We start from the raw sequence: 26,734 nt of genomic DNA on the forward strand, positions 1-26,734 counted from the left end.
ATGGTCCCGCCGGTTTTATGGCGGATCAAAATAATGTCGGTTGAGAGAACCACGGCCGCGGGCGGCATGGAAACCTCCTATGGTTTCAGGAAGGTCGGGGAAGGCGAGAAGCAGCCCCTGGTCAACGACGTCTTCCATAAGGTGGCCAATCGATACGACCTGATGAACGATCTGATGTCGGCCGGGTTGCATCGGTTGTGGAAGGACGCGATGGTCGCCTGGCTGAATCCTCCCAAAAAGGCAGGCTGGAAGGTGCTCGATGTTGCCGGCGGCACCGGCGATATCGCCTTTCGCATCATCGAGGCCAGCCAGCGCCAGGCCCATGCCACGGTGCTCGACATCAACGGCTCGATGCTGGCCGTCGGCCGCGACCGCGCCGAGAAGCTGGGGCTTGCCGCAAACACCGACTTCGTCGAGGCCAATGCCGAGGAATTGCCGTTCGAGGACGACAGCTTCGATGCCTATACGATTGCGTTCGGTATACGCAACGTGCCGCGCATCGAGGTCGCTCTTGACGAAGCCTATCGGGTGCTGAAGCGGGGCGGACGGTTTCTGTGCCTGGAGTTCTCCGAGGTTGACATGCCGCTGCTCGACAAGGCCTATGAGGCCTGGTCGTTCAACGCCATCCCCAAAATCGGCAAGGCGGTGACCGGCGATGGCGAGCCCTATTCCTATCTCGTCGAATCGATCCGCAAGTTCCCCAATCAGCAGAATTTCGCAGCAATGATCACCCGCGCCGGCTTCGACCGCGTCACCTTCCGCAACTATTCGGGCGGCATCGCCGCCCTTCATTCCGGCTGGAAGCTTTGAGGCGCGGCGCCTTGCAGCAGGCCGCTTTGAAGCAGGCAGAGCTATGAGCAGCGTCGCTGCCGCCTTCAGGCTCGCCAGGGCCGGCTGGGTGCTGGTCCGCGAGGGCGTCGTCGCGGCGCTGCCGGGCGAAGAGCTTTCCGGAATGCCGAAATTCGGCTGGCGCGTGGCGCGGCTTTTCACCCGCCGCCGGGCGCTGAGCTATCAGCGGGGCGACAGGCTGGCGCGGGCGGTGGTGCGGCTCGGACCTTCCTACGTCAAGCTCGGCCAGTTCCTGGCGACGCGGCCCGATGTCGTCGGCAACGACATGGCGCTGGACCTCGCGCTTTTGCAGGACAAGATGCATACCTTCCCGAGAGCGGAGGCGGTCCATGCGATCGAAGCCTCGCTCGGTCGCAGGATCGACGATCTCTATTCGAGCTTCGGCGAACCGGTGGCGGCGGCCTCTATCGCGCAGGTGCACGGCGCCGAAATCGTGCGCGAGGGTAGCGCTTCGCAGGTGGCGGTGAAAGTTATCCGGCCCGGCGTGCGGCATCGCTTCTTCCAGGATCTCGAAAGCTATTTCCTTGCCGCCCGCCTGCAGGAGAAATACATCCCCGCGTCGCGTCGCCTGCGCCCGGTCGAAGTGACCGAGACGCTGGCACAGACCACCAGAATCGAGATGGATCTGAGGCTCGAGGCAGCCGCGCTTTCCGAACTCGGCGAGAACACCAAGGACGATCCGGGCTTCCGCGTGCCGGCGGTCGACTGGGAGCGGACCGGCCGCGATGTCCTCACCATGGAGTGGATCGACGGCATCAAGATGAACGATCTCGCCGGTCTTGCCGACGCCGGCCACGACCTCAAGGCGATCGCCGCCAATCTGGTCCAGTCGTTCCTCAGGCACACGTTGCGCGACGGCTTCTTCCATGCCGACATGCATCCTGGAAATCTGTTCGTCGAGGCGAACGGCACCATCGTCGCGGTCGATCTCGGCATTGCCGGCCGGCTCGGCAAGAAGGAGCGACGCTTCCTAGCAGAGATCCTCTACGGCTTCATCGTGCGCGACTATCAGCGCGTCGCCGAGGTGCATTTCGAGGCGGGCTACGTGCCGCGCCAACACAATGTCTCGGCCTTCGCGCAGGCGATCCGCGCCATCGGCGAGCCGATCCACGGCCAGTCGGCGGAAACCATCTCGATGGCGAAGCTGCTGACGCTGCTGTTCGAAGTCACCGAGCTGTTCGATATGGCGACGCGGACCGAGCTGGTGCTTTTGCAGAAGACCATGGTGGTTGTCGAAGGCGTCGCCCGCACGCTCGATCCGGCCTTCAACATGTGGAAGACGTCCGAGCCTGTGGTCAGCGACTGGATCGCGGGCAATCTCGGCCCGCGCGGCATGCTCACCGACGCGCGCGACGCGGGCAGAGCCCTTGTGTCGCTGGCAAGGCAGGCGCCGGATCTTGTGGCCCGCACCGAGCGGCTGTCACGCGAGATCGATTTGATGGCGGAAAACGGCCTGCGCTTCGACGAAGCGACCGCGCGCGCGATAGGGAGAGCAGAAGCGCGCCACACCCGCTCCGGCCGCGTGGCGCTGTGGGTGATCGCGCTGACGCTGGTCTATATCACTTGGAAGTTGCTCTGACCGCCATGCGGCTTGTCGCCGGTTGATTGCATTGCTATCATTGCAAGCGCTACCTCATGCGAGTGCAATCACATGGCCAGCATCACGATCCGCAATCTGGATGACGAGGTGAAGGACCTGCTCCGGCAACTCGCGGCCGAAAATGGCTGCTCGATGGAGGAGCAGGCCCGGGTAATGATACGCGCCGCGGTCGAAGGCCGGGCAGGGCAGGCCGACCGTATCGGGCAGATCGAAGAAAAGCTGCGTGCGCTGACAGGCTTAAAGGGGCAGGCGGTGCCAGTTGTCGCCGCATCCGCCAAATCAGTTTCGCGAGGCTCGCTCTCCGGCAAGCGCATCCTGCTCATTATCGGCGGCGGCATCGCGGCCTACAAGGCGCTCGACCTGATCCGGCGGCTGCGCGAGCGGGGCGCTTCGGTGCGGGTGGTGATGACGTCGGCTGCGCAGGAATTCGTCACCACGCTGTCGGTCGGCGCGCTTTCGGCCGACCACGTCTTCACCGAGCTGTTCGACCGCAATGACGAGCACGATGTCGGCCATATCAGGCTGTCGCGCGAGGCCGACCTGCTGGTCGTTGCGCCGGCAACCGCGGACCTGATGGCGAAGCTCGCCAACGGTCATGCGAACGACCTTGCCTCGACGGTGCTTCTGGCCACCGACAAGAAGGTGCTGATGGCGCCGGCGATGAACCCGAAGATGTGGGGGCATCCGGCAACGCGGCGCAATCGGGCGACCTTGCAGAAGGACGGCGTCGCCTTTGCTGGCCCCGCCAAGGGCGAGATGGCCGAAAGCAATGAAGTGGGCGAGGGCCGCATGGCCGAGCCGCTGGAGATCGTCGCCGCGATCGAGGCGATGCTCGACGAGAAGCCGAAACCGCTTGCCGGCCGCAGGATCATCGTCACCTCCGGCCCAACGCATGAGCCGATCGATCCGGTGCGCTACATCGCCAACCGCTCGTCCGGCAAGCAGGGCCATGCCATCGCGGCCGCCTTGGCTAAGCTCGGCGGCGATGTCAGGCTTGTCTCCGGCCCGGTCACCGTCGCCGATCCGGCCGGTGTTGCGACCACCCACGTCGAAACGGCCGCGCAGATGAAGCAAGCGGTCGAGAGCCTGCTGCCGGCGGATGCCGCCGTGTTTGTTGCCGCCGTCGCCGACTGGCGCACGGAAAACGCCGCCGGCGAGAAGATTAAGAAGGTTGCGGGCAAGGGACCGCCTTCGCTGCGGATGGTCGAGAACCCCGACATCCTCGCCGGCATCGGCCATCACGTTCAGCGGCCCGGACTCGTCGTCGGCTTTGCCGCAGAGACACAGGACCTCATCGCCAATGCCGAGGCGAAGCTCAAGAAAAAGGGCGCGGACTTCATCGTCGCCAATGACGTCTCGCACGAAAGCGGCATCGGTCCATCCGGCGTGATGGGCGGCGACCGCAACAAGGTGCGCATCGTCTCCAGGACCGGTGTCGAGGAATGGCCGGAAATCGGCAAGGACGAAGTGGCGGCGCGGCTCGCCGCGCTGATTGCGGAGCGGCTGCAGCAGACAGTCGTCGTCTGAGACCGAGCGGCAAGCGGCACTTCGGCCGCGGCCGCCCTGACATCCCCGTCAACCCGCTGCCAATCTCGGCCGGTTTGTCGCTGAAAATATCCTCAGCGCCGCCAGGCAGCCGAACACGCCGAGGGGCACGAAGGCGAGAAACAGCCAGCCGGCGACGCCTGCGGCCGCTTCACGGTTCAGACCTTCCGAGAAGCCGCTGGCATTGGCGACGATGCCGGCAAGCGCTGCGCCTACCGCATAGCCGATGCGCTGCATGGTCGGCACGGCGGCCGAGGCGATGGTCTGCTCACCGTCGCGGGCCGAGGCGACGATGACGCGCGTGAGGAAGGGCCAGCAAACGCCGAAGCCGCCGCCCTGCAAAAGGGCGCAGAGCAGGATCAGCGGGATCGAGCCTGCCGGGATTGTGTAGGCGAAGCCGGCGAGGCCGGAGGCGATCATCAAGGCGCCGACGACGATGATCAGCCTCTCGCGCTCCAGCGGTGCATTGGCGACAAGAATCGACAGGATCGACCAGGCGATCGATTCTGCGGCGATGATGTAGCCGGTGGTCAGGATCGGAATGCCGTGCAACGTGGTCAGAAGCAGCGGCCCGTAAATGGTGAAGGTGCAGGTCGCCACCGAGAAAGCCGCGACCATCGTCATGCCGCTGCCAAGCGGCGAGCGCCATGAAAACAGAGGCGACGGGAAGAGCCGGGATTGCGGTCTAAGCGCATCCACGCGGAAGAAAAGCGCCAGGCCGGTCAAGCCGAGGAAGAGGAGCAGCGACGAGCGCAACAGGGCGATATCGATGCCGGCGGCGGCGATCAGCACGACGCTGAGGGCGAGACAGGCAAGCGCGGGATAGGGAAAGGGCGGTGCTTTGCCGCCGCTCGCCTGCGGCTTCCTCGCTTCAGGCGTGTCGAGCACGACGAAGCTTGCCAGCGCCATCGCCGCGCCGCCGAAGGTGAATACGCCGAAAGCCCAGCGCCACGACAGGTATTCGGTCATGAGAGCGCCGAGCATCGGGCCGCTGAAGGCGGCGACGCCCCAGATCGCGGACATGATGCCGAAGAGCTGCGGCCAGATGTTGCGTGGAAACAGGCGCTCGACCGAGACGAAGGCCAGCGATACCAGCGCGCCGCCGCCAAGCCCTTCGACCAGACGCCCGATGAGGAACAAGGGCATGGACGGCGCCGCGGCGCAGATCAGCGCGCCGGTCGCATAGAGCAGGGCGGCGACCACCATGTTGGAGCGCAGGGCGACATAACTGACCAGCCGGCCCGCAGCGGCGCCGGCTACGATCGCGCCGAGCTCGTAGATCGCCAGCGACCAGCCGACCAGCTGCACGCCCGCCAGTTCGCCGACCATGGCCGGCATCACCGTCGCCACCATTGTTTCGTTGGTGGCATGCAGCAGGATGCCGAGGCTGACGAAGCAGAAGCGCGCCAGATCGCCGCTTGCCCACAGCGCCCGCCAATCCACCCTGTTGCTGGCCACCCTGTTGCTGGCCACCTTGTTGCCGCTCGCTGCCGTCACGCCGATCTCCTGCTTGTTTTGCGCACCTCATCAGCGTTGCGAACGAGGGGCAAGATCTAGTTCGGCAGGGCTTGTAAAACCTCAAGCGCAGTTGAGCTCAAGAGGCTTTTTCGCGGATTTCGAGGCAAGCCACCATTTGCGCCGAAGGGCTTTCCGAAGCACTCGGCCCGGAACAGATGTTCCGGGCCGAGTGCGGCGCAATGAATTTGAAAAGCCGAGGGCTCACTTGTAGGAGTGGACGAGGTCCAGCGACGCTACGGTGACGGCCAGGTTGAGGCCGGTCTGTGCCTGGACGCTGAGCGGCTCCAGCATGAAGGCGCTGTCCAGGCCGCCGACCAGGACGTTGGCGCCGCCGCCGGTCACCACGCTCGCCTCGGCGTTGACGCCGTAATAGCTGCCAGCGAGATCGCCCGCGTCATGGCTGCGGGTGGCGGCAAGCACCGCCCAGACGAGTTGGCCCTGATGCGTCTTGCCGACGTCGACGCCGAGCTTGGAGATCATCCCGGTATAAATCTCGGCTGGGCCGTGGTGGGAGGGGCGGAAGACGCAGGAGACGCCCTTGTTCGACGTGATGACATAGCCGACACCGCCGTCGATGGTGCAATCGAGCGTGCCGAGCCGGAGCGTGCCGGCGCTGACCGGAGAAGCGAGGACCGTGGCGGCAAGCGCGGCAGCGGCACAGGCAAGTGTCTTGATCATTGGAAAGTCCCTTTCGCGAAAATCTTGGCCCCGGCTTAAACGATCGAGGTGCACGGAGCGTTCCGCCGAAACTTTGACGCGAACATGGCAAGGGTTAACGCATTGCCCTGGGCGGTTAACGGATCGCTATCGGCGTCTCCGCAGCGCATCATCGCGGCCGCCGACGGCGACCGGGAACGACGCCCAAGCGCCGTGCAATACACCCTTCCGGCGTCGGCTTGAGATCAGCTGGCGTTGCCGCCGGTGCGCGACAGACCGTCCTTGGCCGGCTGGTAGTTGGGGTCGAGGTGGACAGCCTCGCGGTAGGACTTGGCGGCCCTTCCCTTGTCGCCGCGCTTTTCGTAGATCAGCGCCTGGTTGGCCCAGGCCTCGGCGTTCTTGCCGTCGAGCTTGATGGCCATGTTGAAGTCGGAGAAGGCGTTGTCCTCGTCGCCTGTCGCCAGATAGGAGAGGCCGCGGCCGTTGTAGGGCTCGGCGGCGTCCGGCGCCAGCGAGATCGCGGTCGAGAAATCCTCGATGGCGAATTTGTGCTGGCCCTGGCTCTGATAGATCAGGCCGCGATTGTGGTAGGCGCGGGCATCGGTGGTGTCGAGTTGGATCGCCTTCTGGAAGTCGTTGAAGGCATCTTGGGTGCGGCCCGCCTTGCGGTAGAGGTTGCCGCGGCCGATATAGGCTGCGTCGTAGTTGGCGTTGATCTGGATCGAGCGGTTGTAGTCGGCCAAAGCGGCTTCCTGATTGCCGAGGAAGCGCTGGATCAGCGCGCGATTCGAATAGGCCTGGTAGAAGTTCGGATTGAGCTGGATCGCCTGGTTGAAGTCCTTGAGCGCCGCCTGGTACTGGCCGCCGCGGCCATAGGCCGAGCCGCGCACGTTATAGCCCTCGGGATCCTGCGGATTGCGCTGGATGACCGCCGAAAGCGAGGAGATGTTCTCGCTCGACGCCTGCGCCTTGTCGATCGAGTTGAACTCGCCCGTCGGGGTCGTCTGGCATGCTGCAAGCGTCAGACCCGAAAGCAGGGCCGCCGTCAGGGCGAAGCCGCGAAAAGCGGTTTTGCGCTCCACGGTAATTGCGTTCATCTTTGTCCTCACTGCCGCAGCGCCGTCAGTCCGTTCCCTCTCCGAACCGGCTCCAATACATAAACAAAAAGGTGGCGGCGATTCCGCATCGCGCCACCTTCGGTATCCTTCGAAAAGGACGAAAAATAGGCGTTATGAGCGCGGCGAGCGCGATGCGCCGGCGGCACCAGCCGGAGCCGGGCGCGGGGTCATCGGCAGCAGGCCTTCGCGCTGGGCGCGCTTGCGGGCCAGCTTGCGGGCGCGGCGCACGGCCTCGGCCTTCTCGCGGGCACGCTTCTCGGACGGCTTCTCGTAGTGACCGCGCATCTTCATTTCGCGGAAAATACCTTCGCGCTGCATCTTCTTCTTCAGCGCGCGAAGCGCCTGATCAACGTTGTTATCGCGGACGAGTACCTGCACGGGCAATCCTGTCTTCGGGTTTGAAATCATTAGGCAAACAGCCATAGCTGACATGCCTCCGCGGCGAATTGCACCGCGAATTGTGGCGGCTGATAGCAGAATCAGGCTGGGATGTCCACCTCCGATTGCGCGAAACGGCGATCAAAAACCCGAGCGCTGCGCCCGCATGTTCGCTCGCGCTACGCGGTCGCCAGATGGTGGCGCGCAAAGTCCTCGAAAAACTCACCATAATCGCAGGTGATTTCCTCGCCTGCAGCGATGTCGCGAATGGCTGTGGCGCCGCCATACTGCGAGAAATCCGTGTTCGGCCGCTCCGAATGGTTCATGAAGCGGCCATTGTCCACCTCATAAACCATGAAGCCGGGCTTGTCCGGGCTCGGATAGGCATAGCGGTCGAGCAACTCGCGCAGATGCGGCGGCGCCGCCTCATATTTCTCCATCGGGATCAGCCGGTCGAAATCCGGATCGAGGCGCCAGATCGAAGCGCCCTTACGGATCGGCTCGGCGGCGAAGACCCCGACCCCTTCGATGGCGCTCTGGGCAACATAGGTTCTGATCAGCAGCATCGTTCCGGTCCGATTTCGACGGGAACGAAAATCGTCAAAATGGACGGGAATGCAAGGCCGCATCGCCAACATTTTGGCGGATGGGCATGTCTGTCGTCTGCCAAAATAGATCATGTCCGGTTGATCGAGACACCGCCATCGGCAAACAGCGTGGTTCCGGTGGTGAAGCTCGACGCATCCGAGGCAAGGTAAAGCGCGGAGCGGGCGATCTCTTCCGGCTGCGCCATGCGCTTCAAAGCATGAATGCCTTCGACGAAAGCGCGCGCCTCGGGCGTGGTCGTGGTTGCGCCGGGCGTGTCGGTGCCGCCGGGCAGCAGTGCGTTGACGCGCAGCCCTTGCGGACCGTATTCGGCAGCGAGCACCTGCGTCAGGCCGACCAGTCCGGCCTTGGCAGCGGCGTAGGCCGCCATGCCCGGCATGCCGGCGGTGTAGCCGACGAAGCTCGAGGTGAAGATCAGGGAGCCGCCGCCGCGCTCCAGCATGGCCGGTATCTGGTGCCTTGCGGCGAGGTAGGCGCTGGTCAGATTGGTGTCCATCGTCTCGTGCCAGTTGGCTGGCGGCATATCGGTCACCGGTCCCATCACACCGACGGCGCCGGCATTGTTGAAGGCGATGTCGAGGCCGCCAAACCTTGCGACGGCGAATTCGACGACCGCCTTCGCATAGGCCTCGTCCCTTACATCGCCGGCAAGCGCGGCTGCCGTGCCGCCGGCCGCTTCGATCTCGTCGACGAGCACGTCGAGCTCGGCCTGACGCCGGGCCGCGACGACCAGGGTTGCGCCTTGCTCGGCAAACAGTTTGGCGGTGGCGCGGCCGATGCCGGAGCTCGCGCCGGTGACGATTGCGACCTTGTTTGTTAGGGTGAACATGTCTTTGCATCCTTCCTCTGTACCGGGCTTGCCGACTGTTGGATGCTTGGTCGCAGATGAGGATTACGGTGGCCACCCGAAACCGGCAAAGGCGCATTGCCCTACTGCCGCAACAGCCAAGCCAGCCGATCCAGCGAGAAGACGTAGCTGAAGGCAATCAGCAGAGCCATGATGATGCCAATGGCCACGTGACCAGTCAGACAGAATCCCGCGGCGCCGCCGCACAGGATGACGAGTTCCAGCGCCAGCCTGAGGGCGCCGGGCACAGGCACCGGAGCTCGACCCGACCGGCTCGGATCATTGAGCACGGCGAAAGTGCCCCACAGCACCGCCGCGACGAGCGGCAAGGCGATGGCAAGAATCCAACGGCTGAAACCGACAGCAAAGCTCCAGCCGACCATGCCGAGCCCAAGCAGCGCTGCAAGTTCCAGCAGGAAGCGCAGGCTCAGATTCCACCAGGCATTACCCATTGTCGTCCTCCAGCATCACGCGGCAGGAGTGTCGCCGAACGGAATCTCGGAAGCCAGAGCAGACGCTTCGTTTTGACCGTGGCGCAAAACGGCAAGCGCCGTCGCAAACAGCGCAAGGATGGCGACGCGGTTTCGCTAGTGATACACCTCGCGTGACGGGAGAGGCCCGAACGACATCCGCGATTTTTGGCGCGAGGCTTAACGTGAAGAAATACTCGGTATTCGCCATTGCCCGCGAGGCGATGCGCGGCCACAGAGGCTGGGAAGAGCAGTGGACGTCGCCCGAGCCGAGGAAGGAATACGACGTCATCATCGTCGGCGCCGGCGGACACGGCCTGGCGACGGCCTATTATCTGGCGAGCGAGCACGGCATCACCAACATCGCGGTGCTGGAAAAGGGCTGGCTCGGCGGCGGCAACACCGGCCGCAACACCACCATCATCCGTTCCAATTATCTCTATGACGAGAGCGCCGGCATCTACGACCATGCGCTGAAGCTTTGGGACGGGCTCAGCCAGGAGCTCAACTACAACGTCATGTATTCGCCGCGCGGCGTCATGATGCTGGCGCATAATGTGCATGACGTCCAGGTGTTCAAGCGCCATATCCATGCCAATCGCCTCAACGGCATCGACAATGAATGGCTGACGCCGGAAGAGGCGAAGGAATTCTGTCCGCCGCTCAACATCTCCAGGGAGGCGCGCTATCCGGTGATGGGTGCCGCGCTGCAGCGCCGCGGCGGCACGGCGCGTCATGACGCGGTCGCCTGGGGCTATGCGCGCGGCGCTTCGGCGCGCGGCGTGCACATCATCCAGAATTGCGAGGTCACCGGCATCAAGCGCGCGGCCAATGGCGCTGTGAGCGGGGTAGAGACGACGCGCGGCTTCATCGGCGGCAAGAAGGTCGGCGTGGTCGCTGCCGGCCATTCCTCCGTGATCATGAACATGGCGGGCGTGCGCATGCCGCTCGAAAGCTATCCCCTGCAGGCGCTGGTGTCGGAGCCGGTCAAGCCGGTGGTGCCCTGCGTGGTGATGTCGAACACGGTGCACGCCTATATCTCGCAGTCCGACAAGGGCGAGCTGGTGATCGGCGCCGGCACCGACCAGTATGTCTCCTATTCGCAAACCGGCGGCCTGCACATATTGCAGCACACGCTCGACGCCATCTGCGAGATGTTCCCGATCTTCACCCGCATGAAGATGCTGCGCTCCTGGGGCGGCATCGTCGACGTGACCCCCGACCGCTCGCCCATCCTGGCGAAGACACCGGTCCAGGGCCTCTACGTCAATTGCGGCTGGGGCACCGGCGGCTTCAAGGCGACGCCCGGCTCGGGCAACGTCTTCGCGCACACGATCGCCAAGGACGAGCCGCACCCGATCAACGCGCCCTTCACGCTTGAGCGCTTCCGCACGGGACGTCTCATCGACGAGGCCGCCGCGGCGGCTGTGGCACACTGACGATGGGCCAAATGACCCTTAAGCCGCTTTGCGATCAACCGGCCGGCGCCCGCGTCGGCCATGGCGAGTTGTAGGATCCACCGAAAATGCTTCTCATCCGCTGCCCCTATTGCGAGGAAGAGCGCCCGGAACTCGAGTTCCGCAATGCCGGCGAGGCGCATATTGCGCGCCCGACCAACATTGCCGCCGAGAGCGACGACGATTTCGAGAAATTCTTCTTCATCCGCGCCAACCCTAAAGGCGTCATCTATGAGCGCTGGCGGCACATCCATGGCTGCGCCCGCTTCTTCAACGCGGTGCGCGATACGGTCACCGACAGGTTCGTCATGACCTACAAGGCCGGCGAGCCGAAGCCCGCGAAGCTGCCCGGAGCCTCAAAATGAACGCCGCGTTCCGCATTTCCGGCGCCGGTCGCCTCAGCCAGGCGAAGACTGCCTCCTTCAGCTTCGACGACAAGCCGTATATCGGCATAGAGGGCGACACGCTGGCCTCGGCGCTGCTCGCCAACGGCGTGCACCTGGTCGGCCGCTCGTTCAAATATCACCGTCCGCGCGGCTTCCTGTCGGCCGGCGCGGAAGAACCCAACGCGCTGGTGCAGATCGTGCGCGACGATGCGCGCAAGACGCCGAATGTGCGGGCGACAGTGCAGGAGCTCTATGACGGGCTGACGGCCAACTCGCAGAACCGCTGGCCGTCGCTTGCCTTCGACGTCGGCGCCGTCAACGACATCGCATCACCGATGTTTTCGGCCGGCTTCTACTACAAGACCTTCATGTGGCCGAAATGGGCCTGGAAGGATCTCTACGAGCCGAAGATCCGCGCTGCCGCGGGCCTCGGCGTTTCGCCGGACAAGCCGGATCCCGACCATTATGCCGCGCGCTACGCGCATTGCGAGGTGCTGGTGCTGGGCGGCGGCGCCGCCGGCATCGCGGCCGCGCTCGCCGCGGCCGAAACCGGCGTGCGGGTGATCCTCGCCGACGAGCAAGCCGAATTCGGCGGCAGCCTGCGCTTCGAGAGCGGCGCCAGGATCGACGGCCAGGACGGTTATGCCTGGGCGCAAGCGGCGATCGCGAAGCTCAAGGCGATGGACAATGTGCGCGTGCTGTCGCGCACGACCGCCTTCGGCTATTACGCGCAGAACTTCGTCGGACTGGTCGAGCGGGTCAGTGACCATCTCAAGAGCCCGGGCCGGGAGCTTGCGCGAGAACGCCTGTGGCAGGTTCGCGCCAAGCGCGTCGTGATCGCCACTGGCGCCATCGAGCGCCACATGGTGTTTGCCAACAACGACCGTCCGGGTGTGATGCTCGCTTCGGCGGCGCGCACCTACCTCAACCATTACGGCGTCGCGGTCGGCAGGAATATCGGCGTCTATACGGCCAACGATTCCGCCTACGCCGCCGCGATCGATCTCAAGAAGGCCGGCATCAACATCGCGGCGATCGTCGATCTGCGCGACAACCCGGCCGGACCGGTGATCGACGAGGCGAGGGCGCTCGGCATCGAGATCAATTTTGGCCGCGCGGTGGTCAGCGCCGGCGGCAAATTGCGTGTGTCGTCAATGACCGTGCAGCCGAAGAATGGTGGCGGCGAGCGGACCATCCCGGTTGACGCGATCCTCATGTCGGCCGGCTGGACGCCATCGGTGCATCTGTTCTCTCAATCGCGCGGCAAGGTCGCCTTCAACGACGAGACCAAGCGCTTCGTGCCGGGCACCTACGCGCAGGACTGCGTCTCGGTCGGCGCCTGCAACGGTACCGACGGGCTGGCCGCCTCAGTTGACGAGGCTTACGCGGCGGGCGCCAAGGCGGCGAAGGAGGCCGACGGCAAGGTTGGCAAGGGCGCCAAGCCCAAGGTCGACGCCGGCGAGAACTGGTCGCGCGGTATGTTGGGCGCCGCGCCCGGTGCCGGCCCGGGCACGACGGTCAAGGCCTTTGTCGATTTCCAGAACGACGTCACTGCCAAGGACATCCGCCAGGCGGTGCATGAAGGCATGCACTCGATCGAGCACGTCAAGCGCTTCACCACCAACGGTATGGCGACCGACCAGGGCAAGACGTCGAACATGCACGGCCTGGCGATCGCCGCCGAGACGCTCGGCAAGCCGATCCCGCAGGTCGGCCTCACCACCTTCCGGGCACCTTACACGCCGGTGACGTTCGGCTCGATCGTCGGCCACGCGCGCGGCGCCTTGTTCGACCCGACCCGCCGCACGGCAACGCATGGCTGGGCCGCGTCGCAAGGTGCGGTGTTCGAGGATGTCGGCCATTGGAAGCGCGCCTGGTATTTCCCCAAAGCGGGCGAGGACATGCATGCCGCCGTCGACCGCGAATGCGTGACGGTGCGCAAGGCCGCCGGCCTGTTCGACGCCTCCACGCTCGGCAAGATCGAGGTGGTCGGGCCGGACGCGGCGAAGTTCATGGAACTGCTCTACACCAATCCGTGGGAGAAGCTCGAAACCGGCCGCTGCCGTTACGGCATCATGCTGCGCGAGGACGGCTTCATCTATGATGACGGCGTCGTCGGCAGGCTGGCGCCGGACCGCTTCCACGTGACGACCACGACCGGCGGCGCACCGCGCGTCATGAACCACATGGAGGATTACCTCCAGACCGAATTCCCGCATCTCAATGTGTGGCTGACCTCGATCACCGAACAATGGGCGGTGATCGCGGTGCAGGGGCCGAAGTCGCGCGACATCATCGCGCCGCTGGTCGAAGGCATCGACATGTCGGACGAGGCGATGCCGCATATGTCGGTGCGCGAGGGCAGGATCTGCGGCGTACCGACGAGGCTGTTCCGCATGTCCTTCACTGGCGAGCGCGGCTTCGAGGTCAACGTGCCGGCCGATTACGGCGAGGCTGTGTGGGAAGCGCTGTGGGCCGAAGGCCAGAAGCATGGCGCGACCGCCTATGGTACCGAGACGATGCACGTGCTGCGCGCCGAAAAGGGCTACATCATCGTCGGCCAGGATACCGACGGCACAGTCACACCGAACGATGCCGGGCTCGACTGGGCGGTCGGCAAGAAGAAGACCGATTTCGTCGGCATCCGCGGCCTGACCCGGCCGGACCTTGTAACCAAGGGCCGCAAGCAACTGGTCGGCCTGAAGACCAAGGACCCGAAGGTCGTGCTGGAAGAGGGCGCGCAGATCGTCGCCGACCCGAAGCAGGCGATCCCGATGAAGATGATCGGCCACGTCACCTCCAGCTACTGGTCGGAGAATTGCGGTCGCTCGATCGCGCTGGCGCTCGTCGCCGGCGGCCGCGACCGCATGGGCCAGACGCTCTATGTGCCGATGCCGAACGGCACGATCGAGGTGGAAGTCACCGGCATGGTGTTCGTCGACGAGAAGGGAGAACGCCTCAATGGCTAAGGCCGCTGCCAAGACAAAAGCCGCTGCTGCTTCCACCTCCGTCGAGCGTCGGCCCGCGCTTGCCGGCCGCACGCTGTCGGCGCCGGGCGTCAAGGTCGAGATGCTGCCGCCGGCTGAACGCATCTCGCTGCGCGCCCCCCAGGCTTCCCTTGCAGCGCTTTCCAAGGCGCTCGGCCTCACGCTGCCGACAAAGCCCAAGACTTCGGCGACCAAGGACGGGCGCACGGCGCTGTGGCTCGGGCCCGACGAATGGATGATCATCGACGAGGCGGGCAAGGATCCGCTCGCCGATTGCGCCAAGGTGACAATGCTGCATTCGGCGGTCGGCATCTCGCACCGCAATGTCGGGATTTCCGTTGTCGGACCTGCCGCCGCGGCGACGGTCAATTCGGGTTGTCCGCAGGACCTATCGCTCGAGGTTTTCCCGGTCGGTGCTGCCTCGCGCACCATTCTCGGCAAATCCGAGATCGTGCTGCTGCGCAGCGCGGCCGATGCGTTCCGGGTGGAATGCTGGCGTTCCTTCTCGGACTATGTCTTCACTCTGCTGTCGGAAGCGGCGGTCGACGCGGCGAACTGAGCTTCGCGGCGTCGGTTTCAAGGAACCATCGCCAGTCCATGTCGTTTCTGCGGCTTGCGAGGGAGATTGCCGATGCCGTCCAAATCCGCGCCGAAGTCATCCAAGAAGACAGCTGCAGTCCGCTCGCTGGAGCAGGAGCGGCGCCACGAGGTCGAGGAAGAGGAACTCGAGGAAGGCCTCGAGGACACATTTCCCGCCAGCGACCCGGTATCGATCACCAGCACTTCCATTCCCGGCGGACCGGCAAAGCAGAATAAGGCTAAGACCGCGGCAGGAACGAAACCGCGCAAGAGATAGGCTCGAGCAGGTCCTCAGGAGCGCGGGCAGAAACGAAAAAGGGCGGCCAAATGCCGCCCGTTTTCGTTCGAAGTCTTGCCAATAGTGCTCAGAGGCCGGGCACGAACCAGGGGCTGACATCGATGCCGAGCCGCGGGCTCTTCGTCGTCTTGTTGGCGTCGCCCTTTTCCACCGAACCGGTCGGGGTGCAGTCGAGCTTCACGCTGGCGTTGGTCTGAGCGCAAGCCGCGGGGGCGTGCTTGGCCGGCTGGCTTGCGCCAGCGAAAGCGGTACCCGAGAAAGCCAGCACGGTGGCGAGAGCAAGGATGGTCTTCTTCATTTTCCGTCTCCAGTCAATCTTTTTCGTACATGTACGATACGGTGTACAAATACGGTTAATAGAGTCGGAATTCAAGGAGGAATCTGTACGTGTACGACAAATTTTTTTGAACACAGGAATTCGGCGCCGCAAATCAAGCGAAGCGGTGCAAGCCGACGATCAAGAGATCAGCAGTTGACGGGCGTCGCGGTCAGCGGCGGAATATCCTGCGCCTGCAAGCCCGCCAGCGTGAAATCGCACATGCGCTTCACATAGGCCTGGGCGTCGCCGAACGGATAGAAGGGAAAGGTGATCAAGAGCGAAATCGTGCCGTGGCCTACGGTCCACAGCATGGTGGCAATGGCGCGCGGGTCGCCCTTGAGCCTGCCGGCGGCAACGCAGGCCTCGACGCGTTTGATCAGCACCTTCATGGCCGGATTGCCTTCTTCCATGTCCGCGTAGCTGCGCCCTTCAGGCAGCTTGGTCTTCTCGGTCATGAAGACGGTGCGGTATTCATTGGGATTGCCGAGCCCGAAGGCGGCATATTCGGTCATCACCGCCTTGAGCGCCTCGATCGGATCGTCGGCGGGGTGCTCCTCGATGCGGCGGGCGAGCGTTTCGAAGGCGTCCTCGGCGAGCGCGAACAGAATGTCCTGCTTGTCGGCGAAATAGGAATAGACCGACATCGGCGCGTAGCCGACCCGCTTGGCCAGCTTGCGGATGGTCAGGCCCTCATAGCCCTCTTCCTGGACCAGCTTGTGAGCCGCCGCGACCAGTTCGGAGCGAAGCTCCGCCTTCTGTTTTTCGCGGCGTTTCTGAACGCTTAGCGCCAATATACGCTTGCCTTTGTGATTGGTTGCCTGACGAAATTATATACGCTGTACGGAAACGGACAAGGGCGCCTCCAGTTCCCTTGCGTGCACTCTCCGTCCTAACGCAATTGCGGACGGAAAACCGTTAAGGCACTTTTCCTGAAATTGCTCAGATGGCGCCAATGCCGCCGTCGAGCGCCAGAGCGTGGCCGGTCATGAAGGAATTGGCCGGGTCGGCGAGGAACAGGATGCCGGTGGTGATCTCGTCGACCTCGCCGACACGCTTCATCGGCACGCCGCGCGTGAGCTCGGCCATCGCTTCGGCCTCGGGCGCTCCGGTGAAACGCACGAAGCCGTCGACCATCGCGGTGCGGGTGTGGGCCGGGCAGACCGCGTTGATGCGTATGCCCTTGCTGGCGTATTCCACGGCAGCCGAGCGCGTCAGCCCGACGACGCCGTGCTTGGCGGCGGCATAGACCGAAAGCTTCGGCGCGCCTGAGAGGCCGGCGACCGAGGCGATGTTGACGATGACGCCGCCCTTGCCGCTTTCCCTGAATTGCCGTTCCAACTGAGGAATCTGGTGTTTCATGGCATAGAAGACGCCGAGCAGGTCGACCTCCACCACGCGGCGCGCTTCCTCCGAGGTGACCTGCGGCAGGCGTACGAAGGAGTGGACGATGCCGGCATTGTTGACGGCGATGTCGAGCCGGCCGAACTTTTGCACGGCCAGCTTCACCAGATCCTCCGAGAGCTTTTCGTCGGCGATGTTGCCGGCAAGGTGAGCCGTCTCGGCGTCGAGCGTTGCGGCGAAATCGCCAAGCGCAGACTCGTCGAGGTCGGACAGAATGAGCCGTGCCCCTTCCGCGGCGAAGGCCTTTGCCGCGCCGCTGCCGAGACCGCCGGTCGCGCCGGTGATCAGCACCGTCATCCCATCGAAACGGCCCATTGCCGGGCTTCTCCGCGTTCAGCTGTTCTCGTCAATCAGTTCCGCCGCGAGCGCGGCGAGCAGTTTTACCGCCTGGCCGTAGGTCCTTGCCTTTTCCGGATTGGAGGCGTTGCCGTCCAGCGCGCGGCGGTAGACGCCCTGGCAGATCGCCGCCAGCCGGAAGAAGGAGAAGGCGAGGAAGAAGGTCCAGTTGTCTATCTTCTCGATGCCGCGCCGTCTGCAGTAGGCCTCGACATAGGCTTCCTCGGAAGGCAGGCCGGCAGCGGCGCGGTCGATGCCACCGAGGCCGCGAAAGCCCGAGGCATGCGGCAGACGCCATTGCATGCATTGATAGGCAAGGTCGGCGAAGGGATGCCCGAGCGTCGACAGCTCCCAGTCGAGCAGCGCGATGATCTTCGGCGCGCCCGGCGCGAACATCATGTTGTCCAGCCGGTAGTCGCCATGGACAAGCGAGACGCGGCCGTCATCGGCAGGCATATGCGTTTCGAGCCAGGCAATCAGCCTGTCCATGTCTGTTATGGTTTCGGTTTCGGAGGCCTTGTACTGGCTGGCCCAGCGCGCGAGCTGGCGCTCGAAATAGCTGCCGGGCCGGCCGAAATCGCCAAGTCCGACGGCGTCCACATCGATATCGTGCAAGGCGGCGAGCGTCGCATTCATGGCATCGTAGATCGCGGCGCGCTCGTCATTGCCGGATACGTCCGGCAGTGACGGATCCCAGAAGATGCGGCCGTCGAGGAACTCCATGACGTAGAACATGCGGCCGATCGGGGAGTCTTCGCCGGAAAGATGCAGCATGCGCGGCACCGGCACCGCCGTGCCGGCAAGCGCCTGCATCACCCGGAATTCCCGGTCGACCTGATGCGCGGATTTCAGCAACTGTCCCGGCGGCTTGGCGCGCAACACGTAGCGGCCGCTGGCGGCTGTCAAAAGATAGGTCGGATTGGACTGCCCGGACTTGAATTTTTCAATCGCCGACAGGCCGGCAAAACCCGGGATATGCGCCTCGAGGTAGGGCGCAAGGGCCGCCTGGTCTATGGCACCGGCCTCGCCGCTCATGCGTTCTCGGGTTGGCGCTCGATCAGCGTCAAGGTCAGCCAGCGCGCCGTCAGCGCCGGCTTCTTCGAGCCTTCGATCTCGATGGTCACGTCATGCGCCGTCTGCACCCAGCCGGACGGCCTGACCTTGACGTCCGCCAGCACGAAGCGGGTGCGGATGCGCGAACCCGTCTTCACCGGCGCCAGGAAACGCAGCGTGTCGAAGCCGTGGTTGACGCCCATCTTGCTGTTTTCCAGTGGCGGCATGGTCTCGAAGGTCATTGCCGACAAAAGCGACAGCGACAGGAAGCCATGCGCGATGGTGCCGCCAAACGGCGTCTCGCGCGCGGCGCGCTCAGGATCGCAATGGATGAACTGGTGGTCGTCGGTCGCATCGGCGAACTGGTCGATCATGCGCTGCGTCACCGTTCGCCAGGGCGAGACGCCGACCTCCTTGCCGACGCTTGCCAGAAGCGTATCGAGACTGATCGGTTCCACACTGATGTCCTCCGCAACCCGCCCGGACCGCGATTCCTCGAACCGGGCACCTTATTCCTTGAACAAAGTCATGCCATGCTGCACCGACTGGCCGCCGTCGATAGGCAGGATGGCGCCGGTGACATAGCTTCCGGCTCGGCTGCACAAATAAAGCGTTGCGCCGGCAATGTCATCCGCCACGCCGATGCGGCCGAGCGGAACATGGTTACCGACATGTTTCGCCTGCTCCTCGGTCGCGGTGGCAAAGGCCGTCATGCGGCTCTGGAAAGGACCGGGCGCAAAGGCGTTGACGGTGATGCGGCGGGCGGCGAACTCGATCGCCAGCGTGCGCGTCAAATGATGCACCGCCGCTTTCGAGGCGGCGTAGGAATAGGCGTCGTCGGCCAGCGGCTGGGTGCCCATCACCGAGCCGAGATTGATGACGCGGGCAGGATCCTCGTCGCTCGCGGCGGCATCGAGAAGCGGCAAGAGCTCCCGCGTCAAATGGAAGACGGCGGTGACGTTGACGCCGAACACCTTGGCCCAGGCATGGTAGGGGAAATCCTGCAGCGGCGCGCCCCAGGAAATGCCGGCATTGTTGACCAGGACGTGCAGGCGTTCCGTGCGTGCCTTGACCTCGGCGACCAGTGCCGCGATGCCAGCTTCGCTGGACACGTCGCCGGCAAAGCCCTCGGCATGGCCGGAGCCGCCGAGCGCGTTCAATTCGTTGGCGACTTTTGCGCAATCCTCGCCCTTGCGCGAGGCGATCATCACCTGAGCGCCGGCGCGCACCAGCCCGGTCGCCACCATGCGGCCGATGCCGGTCGCCGCACCCGTCACCAGCGCAGTCTTGCCGGCGACCGAGAACAGCTTGTCCAGATAGCTCATCGTGTTTCTCCGCATCAGGCCGGCCGGGACTCGCCCAAGGACTCGCGTTGACAAGGCTAGCCGAAGTACGGTCATCCTTGCCACGGGTAAAGGTTTATCTTCGGAAAGGCCGGAAGCGATGGCGGACATGAATCTCGGCATGACCGAGCGGCTGAAGCCGCTCCATCAGCGCGTGGCGGCGATGGTGCGCGACGAGATCGCGCCGCTCGGCGAAGAGTTCCTCGCCGAAGTCGGCAGGAATGGCGACCGCTGGGCCTATACCGCTAGGCAGACGGAAATCCTGGACGGCTTGAAGAAGACGGCGCGCGAGCGCGGCCTGTGGAACTTTTGGCTCACCGATTCCAAGCGCGGCTACGGCCTTTCCACCGTCGAATACGCCTATCTGGCGGAGGAGATGGGCAAGGCGCATCTCGGCGCCGAGACCTTCAACTGCTCGGCGCCTGACACCGGCAACATGGAGGTGCTGGAGCGATACGGCTCGGAAGCGCACAAGCGCGACTGGCTGGAGCCGCTGCTCGAAGGGAAAATACGCTCGGCCTATCTGATGACCGAGCCGGACGTCGCTTCCTCGGACGCCACCAACATTTCGATGCGCTGCGAGCGGCAAGGCGAGGACTATGTGCTGAACGGCGAAAAATGGTGGGCTTCCGGAGCGGGAGATCCGCGCTGCGCCATCTATATCGTCATGGTCAGGACGGGATCGGACGAGGAGCCGCAGCATCGCCGGCATTCGATGATCCTGGTGCCCTCCGACAGCAAGGGCATCGCCAAGCTGCGGCCCATGCAGGTCTATGGCGACGACGACGCGCCGCACGGCCATATGCATCTGAGATTCGACAATGTACGGGTGGCGGCGACGAACCTGATCCTCGGCGAGGGCAGAGGGTTCGAGATCGCGCAGGGGCGGCTGGGGCCTGGCCGCATCCATCACTGCATGCGCGCGATCGGCCAGGCCGAGATGGCGCTGGAGATGCTGTGCCAACGCTCGGTGCGGCGCGAGGCCTTCGGCCAGCCGCTGGCAAAGCTCGGCGCCAATTTCGACATCATCGCCGAATGCCGGATGGAGATCGAGATGGCGAGGCTCTTATGCCTCAAGGCTGCCTGGATGATCGATCAGGGGGACGCTCGCGCGGCCGCGCCCTGGATCAGCCAGATCAAGGTGGTGGCGCCGCGCGTCGCGCTGAAGGTCACGGACGAGGCAGTCCAGATGTTCGGTGCGCAAGGCATCAGCCAGGACACGCCGCTCGCCCGCTCGTGGACGCATTTGAGGACATTGCGGCTGGCCGACGGGCCGGACGCGGTGCACCGGCGGCAGGTGGCGCGCACGGAACTGAAGAAATACACGCAGGAAAAGGTCTGACGGCCATGACGCTTCCTTCGCAAATGCAGGGTCTGCTGCTTGTCGGCGACGGTTACACCAGGACGCCCTCGGCGGCCGCGCTGGAGGCGATGGAGCCTTACCTCCAGCCCGGCAGCATCGCGGTGCCGGCGCCCGGTCCCTCGCAGGCGCTGATCAAGGTCAGCCTCGCCTCGGTCAACCCGTCCGACATCGCCTTCATCAAGGGCCAGTACGGCCAGCCGCGGGTAAAGGGCCGGCCGGCGGGCTTCGAAGGCGTCGGCATCGTCGTCGCCACGGGCGACGATCCCTATGCAAGGAGCCTTGCAGGGAAACGCGTGGCCTTCGCCACCGGCGTGTCGAACTGGGGCGCTTGGGCGGATTATGCGGTTGCCGAGGCCGCGTCTTGCATTCCGCTTCTCGACACCGTGCGCGACGAGGACGGCGCCGCGATGATCGTCAATCCGCTGACGGCCTTGGCCATGTTCGACATCGTCAGAGAGGAGGGCGAAAAATCCTTCATCATGACCGCGGGCGCCAGCCAGCTCAGCAAGCTGATCATCGGCCTAGCGAAGGAGGAAGGTTTCCGTCCGATCGTCACCGTGCGTCGCGACGAGCAGATTCCGCCGCTGAAGGAGCTCGGCGCCGCCCATGTGCTCAACGAGAAAGCGGCGGATTTCGAGGCGGTCTTGCGCGAGGCGATGAAGGCCGAGCAGCCGCGCATCTTCCTCGACGCGGTCACCGGCCCGCTGGCTTCGACCATCTTCAATGCCATGCCGAAACGCGCGCGCTGGATCGTCTATGGAAGGCTCGACGCCGAGCCGACGGTGATCCGCGAGCCCGGCCAACTGATCTTCCAGCACAAGCGCGTCGAAGGGTTCTGGCTGGCCGAATGGATGCGCCAGTTCCGCGACAGGCTGGGCCCGGCGGTGCTGGAAGCGCAGAAGCGCTTTTCCGATGGACGCTGGTCGACCGACGTCACCGCGGTCGTGCCGCTCGACGAAGCGATGGCGAGGCTGCCGGCCGAGCTCGCCAAGCCAAATGGAAAGGTGTTCATCAGGCCGTGAGGCAATCCGAGCGCCCGATCGCAGCTGTTCAGACCAGACCAAAGCCTTGAACACAAAGCTGTGATCGGCCCGACAGCGGCGGAAAAAAGCCGCTGTCGCGCCGTCATTGCCTCGCGCCGGTAACAGCCACGTTCGGATGTTTTATTCCATTCGATGTGATATCTCGCCGGCGGTTAAAAACCAGGCGGCGATGGGAAAGCCGTCCTGGTCGGAATGCGGGGTGCGCTATGATGGTAACCAAGCCGGTTTTCGACCGTTTGGGGCTTTGGCTTTGGGCCGGGTCGTTTCTGCTTGTGCTTGGTCTGGCGCTATGGTCGCCCGATGCGCGTTCGGTGGTCCATATCTACAGGCATGGCAGTGAAGCTTTTCTGGATCGCCAACCGCTGTATCAGGTCGAAGTTGCCATGGGGTATCTATACGCTCCCGCCTTCGCCGTCCTCTATGTTCCCCTGCTGAAGCTCGGGCCGTATCTGGGCAATATTTTGTGGCACATGCTGGGCTTCAGCGTCCTGACCTTTGCCGCAATGCGTCAGGTGCGCAAGCTTGGCGGCCAGGAGCAGACATGGCTGCTGTCCTTGGGTCTTTTTCTTGCCTTGCCGGTGGCGCTGGCGGCGCTTCGCAATGGCCAGGCGACGATCCTGCTCACAGGGGCGTGCTGGTTCCTTACACTGTCGACACTCGAGGGGCGCCGGTCCGAAAGCTTCTTCTGGGCCATGCTTGCGATCATCGCCAAGCCGACCGCGATCATCATGCTGCTTCTGGCGGGGGCGCTGCGTCCCCGGCTGATACCGGTGCTGGTGCTGGCGGTGCTCGTCGTGCTCGCGATACCCTATGGCTTTGCGTCGAGCGACTACGTCAACGCGCAGTATCATGATTTCTTCCGGCTTCTTACTTCGATGACGGTGGACCCGACCGGCCCCTTCGTTCCGGCCGACTTCACGGCGCCTTTCATGCGATTTGGCCTCCCGATTTCCGAGTTTGACGCGACGATCGTGCGCGTCGTCGCGGGTTTGCTCACGCTTTGGCTGGTGCTCCAGCTCGATCGCAGGCTGGACGCCAACATCAGCGGACTCGCTATCTTCCTCGCCGCGGCATTCTACATGTGCGTCTTCAATCCGCGGGTCGAGCAGAACACTTACGCCATGGTGGCGGTGCCTGCCGGCCTCTCAATCGCCCTGCTTTGGCGGGAGAAGGGAACCGGGGCCATGTGCTGGTTCTTGGCGGCGTTCCTCTTCGTCACCGGACTGACCAGTGCCGACCTGCAACTGCACGATCTTTTCCACCCGTGGTTCCGGCCGATCAGCATCACCATAATTGGCTGCGTGCTCGTCGGCTGGTTCTGGACGCAAGACAGACAGAAGGCGCCTGCCGCCGGGGCCGTCGCGCATGGCTGAGATGCTCGACATCATCGCGCCGTTCTTCGACGAGGCCGAATCCGCCATCGCGTTTGTCGGGCTGCTCGACAAGCTGGAAGTGGCCGTGGCGGAGCGCTTCGGCATGACAGTCCGCAAGATACTCGTCGACGACGGCAGCCGCGACGGCAGCGCCGAGACGTTCGCGGCCACGCTCTCCGGCTCCTGGGAGATCGTGCGGCTCAGCCGTAATTTCGGCAAGGAAGCGGCGGTGCTCGCCGGGCTCGATCATTCCCGTGGCGACATGGTCCTGATCATGGACTCGGACCTCCAGCATTCCATGGATATCAGCCTGAGGATGATCGGCGAGCTGGTCGAGCATCCGCAGATCGATGTCGTCTACGCGCAGAACGACCGGCGCGAGGGGAGCTGGCGGCGCAGCCAGCTGGCGCGGCTCTTCTACAGGCTGATCAACAGCAGCCAGCGCTTCGATATTCCCGAGAATGCCGGAGATTTCCGTGTCATGCGCGGCGCGGTGGCGCGTGCCTTGACCAGCGTGCGCGACAAGCGCCGCTTCAACAAGGGTCTGTTCGCCTGGGCCGGCTTCCGCCAGAAGGCTGTGCTTTATTCGCCGGAAAACCGTGGTGGCGGCACGTCGAAATGGACAAGGTTCAACCTGATCGCGTTCTCGCTTGAAGGGTTCACCTCGTTTTCCGTGATCCCGCTGCGCGTCATCAGCCTCATCGGATTGCTCGCGGCATTCGCGGGTCTGGCCTATGGCGTGAAGGTGCTCTTCGAGGTGCTGTTCTATGGCATCGCCGTGCCTGGCTACCCCAGCATCATGGTCGCCGTCGTGCTTTTTGGAGGCCTCAACCTGGCGCTGCTCGGCCTGATCGGCGAGTATGTCTGGGTCACGCTCAGCGAAAGCAAGGACCGGCCCGTCTATATCGTGCGCGACGTGCTGCATGGCAATGCCGCCGAGCAGGTTGCCCCCGGCAAATGACCCGGCCGATCCGCCTGATCGCCGATGATTACGGGCTTGCGCCGGGGGTATCGAACGCGATCCTCGACCTCATCGAGCGCGGCCGCCTGACCGGGACCAGTTGCATGACCGGGTTTGCCGAATGGGAAGAGGCGGCGGCGCGCATCAGGCCGTTGCGTCAACAGGTCGCCATCGGGCTGCACCTGACCCTCACCGATCAGACCGCCGCAACCGGCTCGTCCAGTTTGGCGCCAGACGGCAAATTGCCTGGGCTTGCCTCTCTTGCGCTGCCGGTCCGTCGAGGGCGCATCGACGAGCGGGATATTCATGCCGAGCTCGACGCCCAGTACGACCTCTTCACCGACGCGCTGACTGGCCCGCCCGATCACATCGACGGGCACCAGCACGTGCATTTTCTTCCCGTGGTACGGAATTGGTTGCTCGCCCGGTTTGGGGAGAGCGCACACAAGCCGGCGCTGCGCGGCGCGCCCAGCCTTGGCGGCCTGGACGCGGCGGCCAAGATCGCGGCGATCGCCACGCTGGCCGCGGGCTTCAACAGGTCGATGCAGCGGGCTGGCTTTAACGTGATGACGCCGCTCTGCGGGATCTATGACTGGCGGCAGCCGCAAAAATTCGGTCCGACGCTGCGCGCGGCGGTCGACACATTGCCCGAACAAGGGGTGTTCATGTGTCATCCGGGTCAAGTCGATGACATTTTACGGGCGCGAGACCCGATGCAGGGCGCGCGTGAGGTCGAGTTCACGATTCTCAGTTCTGAGGATTTCGGCGCCAGCCTCGAACGGGCCGGAGTGCGCGTCATGGACGGCAAAGCATGAGCGCCGGCCAGCCGCGGCGTTCGACCTGCAACAAGATCGTCCGCTTCGCCTTGGTCGGGCTGGTCAACACCGGGATCGATCTCACCGCATTCTTCCTGCTGCTCAAGCTCGTGGTGCCGGCTCTGGCCGCCAATGTCGGTGCCTGGTTCGTCGCGGTGCTCTTCTCCTTCGTGGCGAACCGCTTCTGGTCGTTCGAGCGGGACCCGGACATCCGGCTGCATCGGTCCTTCCTGCGTTTCGTCTCGCTCGGGGCGCTGATTTCGCTCGGTGTTTCGAGCCTGTCGATCGCTGTACTGGCGGGGGTTGTCGGCGTCTGGCCGGCCAAGATCGTCGGCGTCGTGGTGGCCGCCGTGCTGAACTTTTTGGCGGCGCGCTGGTCGATCGAGGGCAGGATCGTAAAGTAGCTGCTCGGCCGGCTCCGCGTTGATATAGGCGGCTTTGGGACGGATTCAGATTTCAGGTCTGTCCGACCTGAAATCATCCGGCTCTATCGCAAGCTCTCCAGGTCGCGCATGCGCTTGGCGCCGGCGGCTTCCAATTGCCTCGTCACGGCGGCGATCAGCGTTTCTGCGACGACGAAGAGTGCGGCGGACGAATCCCAGGCCGAGGGCACGGCGGTGCGTCCGGCGATCACGTGTCGGGCGAAGCGGGCGATCGGCGAAAGCCACTGGTCGGTGAAGAGAATGATCTGCACGCCGCGATGGTGAGCCTTCTCGGCAAAGCGCACGAGACTTTCCTGATAGCGGCGGATATCGAAGATCACCAGGACGTCGCGCTTGCCCATGTCGATCAGCCGGTCGCGCCAGATGCTCTCCTGGCCGGCGAGGTGATAGACATCCGGCTGGATGATGGCCAGGTGAGCGGCCATGTAGCGCGCCAGCGGATCGGTGAAACGGCCGCCGATGAGGAAGGTCTTGCCGCGCCGCTCGGCAAGTCTCGTGGCAATGTCCGCCAGCTGTCTGTCGGTGAGGTGCCGGAAGGTCTCGCGCATGTTGTCGAGCGTTGCCTCGAGCATCGGCGAGATGGCGCCGCCGGCCGAGCTTGGATCGAGCGTGCGCGAAGCGGGCGACTGCAATTGCGCCGCCAGCTCATCCTGCAGCGCCGACTGGAATTCGGGGTAGTTCTGGAAGCCGAGCCTGGCCACGAAGCGCAGGATCGTCGGCGAGGACACGCCGGCCGCGGCCGAGAATTCGGCGACTGTCTTCAGCCCGGTCAAGGGATAGTTGGCAATCAGCGTCTGGGCGGCGCGGCGCTCGCCGGCCGGCATCGTCCCGATGCGGTCCGAGATCAGTTCGGCAATGCTGGAAATCATGGTTTTCCCCCGCCCGTTGGCCGCCCCGCCGCCGTTTTCCCGAATTCGCGTTTGACAAAGCCGGTCAAACTGTATGAAATCATTCATAGGGACGCAATGAGACAAAATACGTAACATTCG

At 64.3% G+C, this 26,734-nt stretch carries 28 protein-coding genes; 14 read left to right on the forward strand and 14 right to left on the reverse strand.

The window, feature by feature from the left end; translation table 11 throughout:
* The first annotated feature begins 33 nt into the window (after nucleotides 1-33).
* From ubiE to coaBC, 3 genes are all read left to right on the forward strand, one after another.
* Nucleotides 34-810 carry a bifunctional demethylmenaquinone methyltransferase/2-methoxy-6-polyprenyl-1,4-benzoquinol methylase UbiE gene (ubiE, locus tag LB523_RS13725; RefSeq protein WP_224603262.1) on the forward strand — a complete coding sequence of 259 codons (777 nt, stop codon included), beginning with the start codon at nucleotides 34-36 and terminating at the stop codon, nucleotides 808-810.
* Nucleotides 811-853: 43 nt separating this feature from the next.
* Nucleotides 854-2,428, forward strand: a complete 1,575-nt coding sequence (ubiB, locus tag LB523_RS13730; protein ID WP_095766267.1) for a 2-polyprenylphenol 6-hydroxylase — start codon at nucleotides 854-856, stop codon at nucleotides 2,426-2,428.
* A gap of 72 nt (nucleotides 2,429-2,500) precedes the next feature.
* Entirely contained in the window at nucleotides 2,501-3,976 is a 1,476-nt protein-coding gene (gene coaBC / locus LB523_RS13735; RefSeq protein WP_224603263.1) for a bifunctional phosphopantothenoylcysteine decarboxylase/phosphopantothenate--cysteine ligase CoaBC, read from the forward strand.
* A 48-nt stretch (nucleotides 3,977-4,024) separates the two neighbouring features.
* On the opposite strand, the gene LB523_RS13740 is transcribed toward coaBC, so the two are convergent.
* The 7 genes from LB523_RS13740 to LB523_RS13770 all read right to left on the reverse strand — a co-directional run bounded on the left by LB523_RS13740 (nucleotide 4,025) and on the right by LB523_RS13770 (nucleotide 9,570).
* Nucleotides 4,025-5,491 (reverse strand): MFS transporter, encoded by a 1,467-nt coding sequence (locus LB523_RS13740; protein ID WP_224603265.1) that lies wholly within the window; start codon nucleotides 5,489-5,491, stop codon nucleotides 4,025-4,027.
* A 222-nt stretch (nucleotides 5,492-5,713) separates the two neighbouring features.
* Nucleotides 5,714-6,190: a DUF992 domain-containing protein gene (locus LB523_RS13745; protein WP_140541919.1), complete on the reverse strand. Its 477-nt coding sequence runs from the start codon at nucleotides 6,188-6,190 to the stop codon at nucleotides 5,714-5,716.
* Nucleotides 6,191-6,414: 224 nt separating this feature from the next.
* Complete coding sequence (locus tag LB523_RS13750) at nucleotides 6,415-7,266, reverse strand: tetratricopeptide repeat protein (RefSeq protein WP_224524038.1); 852 nt, start codon at nucleotides 7,264-7,266, stop codon at nucleotides 6,415-6,417.
* 132 nt (nucleotides 7,267-7,398) lie between these two features.
* Nucleotides 7,399-7,665 (reverse strand): 30S ribosomal protein S21, encoded by a 267-nt coding sequence (gene rpsU / locus LB523_RS13755; RefSeq protein ID WP_027165252.1) that lies wholly within the window; start codon nucleotides 7,663-7,665, stop codon nucleotides 7,399-7,401.
* A 179-nt stretch (nucleotides 7,666-7,844) separates the two neighbouring features.
* A complete protein-coding gene (locus LB523_RS13760; protein ID WP_224603267.1) occupies nucleotides 7,845-8,231 on the reverse strand; it encodes an SET domain-containing protein in 387 nt (128 codons plus the stop codon).
* Between the two features lie 110 nt (nucleotides 8,232-8,341).
* A complete protein-coding gene (locus tag LB523_RS13765) occupies nucleotides 8,342-9,100 on the reverse strand; it encodes an SDR family oxidoreductase (RefSeq protein ID WP_224603269.1) in 759 nt (252 codons plus the stop codon).
* 101 nt (nucleotides 9,101-9,201) lie between these two features.
* Nucleotides 9,202-9,570 (reverse strand): YrdB family protein, encoded by a 369-nt coding sequence (locus tag LB523_RS13770; protein ID WP_224603271.1) that lies wholly within the window; start codon nucleotides 9,568-9,570, stop codon nucleotides 9,202-9,204.
* Between the two features lie 203 nt (nucleotides 9,571-9,773).
* Here LB523_RS13770 and LB523_RS13775 point away from each other — a divergent pair, with 203 nt between their 5' ends.
* The 5 genes from LB523_RS13775 to LB523_RS13795 all read left to right on the forward strand — a co-directional run bounded on the left by LB523_RS13775 (nucleotide 9,774) and on the right by LB523_RS13795 (nucleotide 15,274).
* Complete coding sequence (locus tag LB523_RS13775) at nucleotides 9,774-11,027, forward strand: sarcosine oxidase subunit beta (protein WP_224603273.1); 1,254 nt, start codon at nucleotides 9,774-9,776, stop codon at nucleotides 11,025-11,027.
* An 86-nt stretch (nucleotides 11,028-11,113) separates the two neighbouring features.
* Nucleotides 11,114-11,410 (forward strand): sarcosine oxidase subunit delta, encoded by a 297-nt coding sequence (locus LB523_RS13780; RefSeq protein WP_140541913.1) that lies wholly within the window; start codon nucleotides 11,114-11,116, stop codon nucleotides 11,408-11,410.
* On the forward strand, nucleotides 11,407-14,400 hold the full coding sequence (locus LB523_RS13785) for a sarcosine oxidase subunit alpha (RefSeq protein ID WP_224603275.1): 2,994 nt from the start codon (nucleotides 11,407-11,409) through the stop codon (nucleotides 14,398-14,400). The genes LB523_RS13780 and LB523_RS13785 overlap by 4 nt, the downstream gene beginning before the upstream one ends.
* Complete coding sequence (locus LB523_RS13790) at nucleotides 14,393-14,977, forward strand: sarcosine oxidase subunit gamma (protein WP_224603277.1); 585 nt, start codon at nucleotides 14,393-14,395, stop codon at nucleotides 14,975-14,977. Before LB523_RS13785 ends, LB523_RS13790 begins: the two co-directional genes overlap by 8 nt.
* 72 nt (nucleotides 14,978-15,049) lie before the next feature.
* Complete coding sequence (locus tag LB523_RS13795; RefSeq protein ID WP_224603280.1) at nucleotides 15,050-15,274, forward strand: hypothetical protein; 225 nt, start codon at nucleotides 15,050-15,052, stop codon at nucleotides 15,272-15,274.
* Nucleotides 15,275-15,362: 88 nt separating this feature from the next.
* On the opposite strand, the gene LB523_RS13800 is transcribed toward LB523_RS13795, so the two are convergent.
* From LB523_RS13800 to LB523_RS13825, 6 genes are all read right to left on the reverse strand, one after another.
* Nucleotides 15,363-15,593, reverse strand: coding sequence for a DUF680 domain-containing protein (locus tag LB523_RS13800; protein WP_224603281.1), 231 nt, complete (start codon nucleotides 15,591-15,593; stop codon nucleotides 15,363-15,365).
* Nucleotides 15,594-15,760: 167 nt separating this feature from the next.
* A complete protein-coding gene (locus tag LB523_RS13805) occupies nucleotides 15,761-16,405 on the reverse strand; it encodes a TetR/AcrR family transcriptional regulator (RefSeq protein ID WP_095766278.1) in 645 nt (214 codons plus the stop codon).
* 148 nt (nucleotides 16,406-16,553) lie between these two features.
* Nucleotides 16,554-17,330 (reverse strand): SDR family NAD(P)-dependent oxidoreductase, encoded by a 777-nt coding sequence (locus LB523_RS13810; RefSeq protein WP_224603282.1) that lies wholly within the window; start codon nucleotides 17,328-17,330, stop codon nucleotides 16,554-16,556.
* Between the two features lie 18 nt (nucleotides 17,331-17,348).
* Nucleotides 17,349-18,386 (reverse strand): phosphotransferase family protein, encoded by a 1,038-nt coding sequence (locus tag LB523_RS13815; protein ID WP_224603283.1) that lies wholly within the window; start codon nucleotides 18,384-18,386, stop codon nucleotides 17,349-17,351.
* Nucleotides 18,383-18,862 carry a MaoC family dehydratase gene (locus tag LB523_RS13820; RefSeq protein ID WP_095766281.1) on the reverse strand — a complete coding sequence of 160 codons (480 nt, stop codon included), beginning with the start codon at nucleotides 18,860-18,862 and terminating at the stop codon, nucleotides 18,383-18,385. Before LB523_RS13820 ends, LB523_RS13815 begins: the two co-directional genes overlap by 4 nt.
* A 51-nt stretch (nucleotides 18,863-18,913) precedes the next feature.
* Nucleotides 18,914-19,729 carry an SDR family oxidoreductase gene (locus LB523_RS13825; protein WP_224603285.1) on the reverse strand — a complete coding sequence of 272 codons (816 nt, stop codon included), beginning with the start codon at nucleotides 19,727-19,729 and terminating at the stop codon, nucleotides 18,914-18,916.
* Between the two features lie 118 nt (nucleotides 19,730-19,847).
* On the opposite strand from LB523_RS13825, the gene LB523_RS13830 reads away from it, so the two are divergent.
* The 6 genes from LB523_RS13830 to LB523_RS13855 all read left to right on the forward strand — a co-directional run bounded on the left by LB523_RS13830 (nucleotide 19,848) and on the right by LB523_RS13855 (nucleotide 25,706).
* Nucleotides 19,848-21,089, forward strand: a complete 1,242-nt coding sequence (locus LB523_RS13830; protein WP_224603288.1) for an acyl-CoA dehydrogenase family protein — start codon at nucleotides 19,848-19,850, stop codon at nucleotides 21,087-21,089.
* A 5-nt stretch (nucleotides 21,090-21,094) separates the two neighbouring features.
* Nucleotides 21,095-22,132, forward strand: a complete 1,038-nt coding sequence (locus LB523_RS13835; RefSeq protein ID WP_224603290.1) for a zinc-binding dehydrogenase — start codon at nucleotides 21,095-21,097, stop codon at nucleotides 22,130-22,132.
* Nucleotides 22,133-22,359: 227 nt separating this feature from the next.
* Nucleotides 22,360-23,526, forward strand: coding sequence for a glycosyltransferase 87 family protein (locus tag LB523_RS13840; RefSeq protein WP_224603294.1), 1,167 nt, complete (start codon nucleotides 22,360-22,362; stop codon nucleotides 23,524-23,526).
* Nucleotides 23,519-24,487 carry a glycosyltransferase family 2 protein gene (locus LB523_RS13845; protein ID WP_224524059.1) on the forward strand — a complete coding sequence of 323 codons (969 nt, stop codon included), beginning with the start codon at nucleotides 23,519-23,521 and terminating at the stop codon, nucleotides 24,485-24,487. The genes LB523_RS13840 and LB523_RS13845 overlap by 8 nt, the downstream gene beginning before the upstream one ends.
* Nucleotides 24,484-25,302 carry a ChbG/HpnK family deacetylase gene (locus tag LB523_RS13850; RefSeq protein ID WP_224603297.1) on the forward strand — a complete coding sequence of 273 codons (819 nt, stop codon included), beginning with the start codon at nucleotides 24,484-24,486 and terminating at the stop codon, nucleotides 25,300-25,302. Before LB523_RS13845 ends, LB523_RS13850 begins: the two co-directional genes overlap by 4 nt.
* Nucleotides 25,299-25,706 (forward strand): GtrA family protein, encoded by a 408-nt coding sequence (locus tag LB523_RS13855; RefSeq protein ID WP_224603299.1) that lies wholly within the window; start codon nucleotides 25,299-25,301, stop codon nucleotides 25,704-25,706. The genes LB523_RS13850 and LB523_RS13855 overlap by 4 nt, the downstream gene beginning before the upstream one ends.
* A gap of 83 nt (nucleotides 25,707-25,789) precedes the next feature.
* On the opposite strand, the gene LB523_RS13860 is transcribed toward LB523_RS13855, so the two are convergent.
* Nucleotides 25,790-26,614 carry a MurR/RpiR family transcriptional regulator gene (locus LB523_RS13860; protein ID WP_224603301.1) on the reverse strand — a complete coding sequence of 275 codons (825 nt, stop codon included), beginning with the start codon at nucleotides 26,612-26,614 and terminating at the stop codon, nucleotides 25,790-25,792.
* Nucleotides 26,615-26,734 lie beyond the last annotated feature (120 nt).

The organism is Mesorhizobium sp. ESP-6-4, assembly GCF_020164735.1.
In the GTDB taxonomy this organism is placed as follows: domain Bacteria; phylum Pseudomonadota; class Alphaproteobacteria; order Rhizobiales; family Rhizobiaceae; genus Mesorhizobium.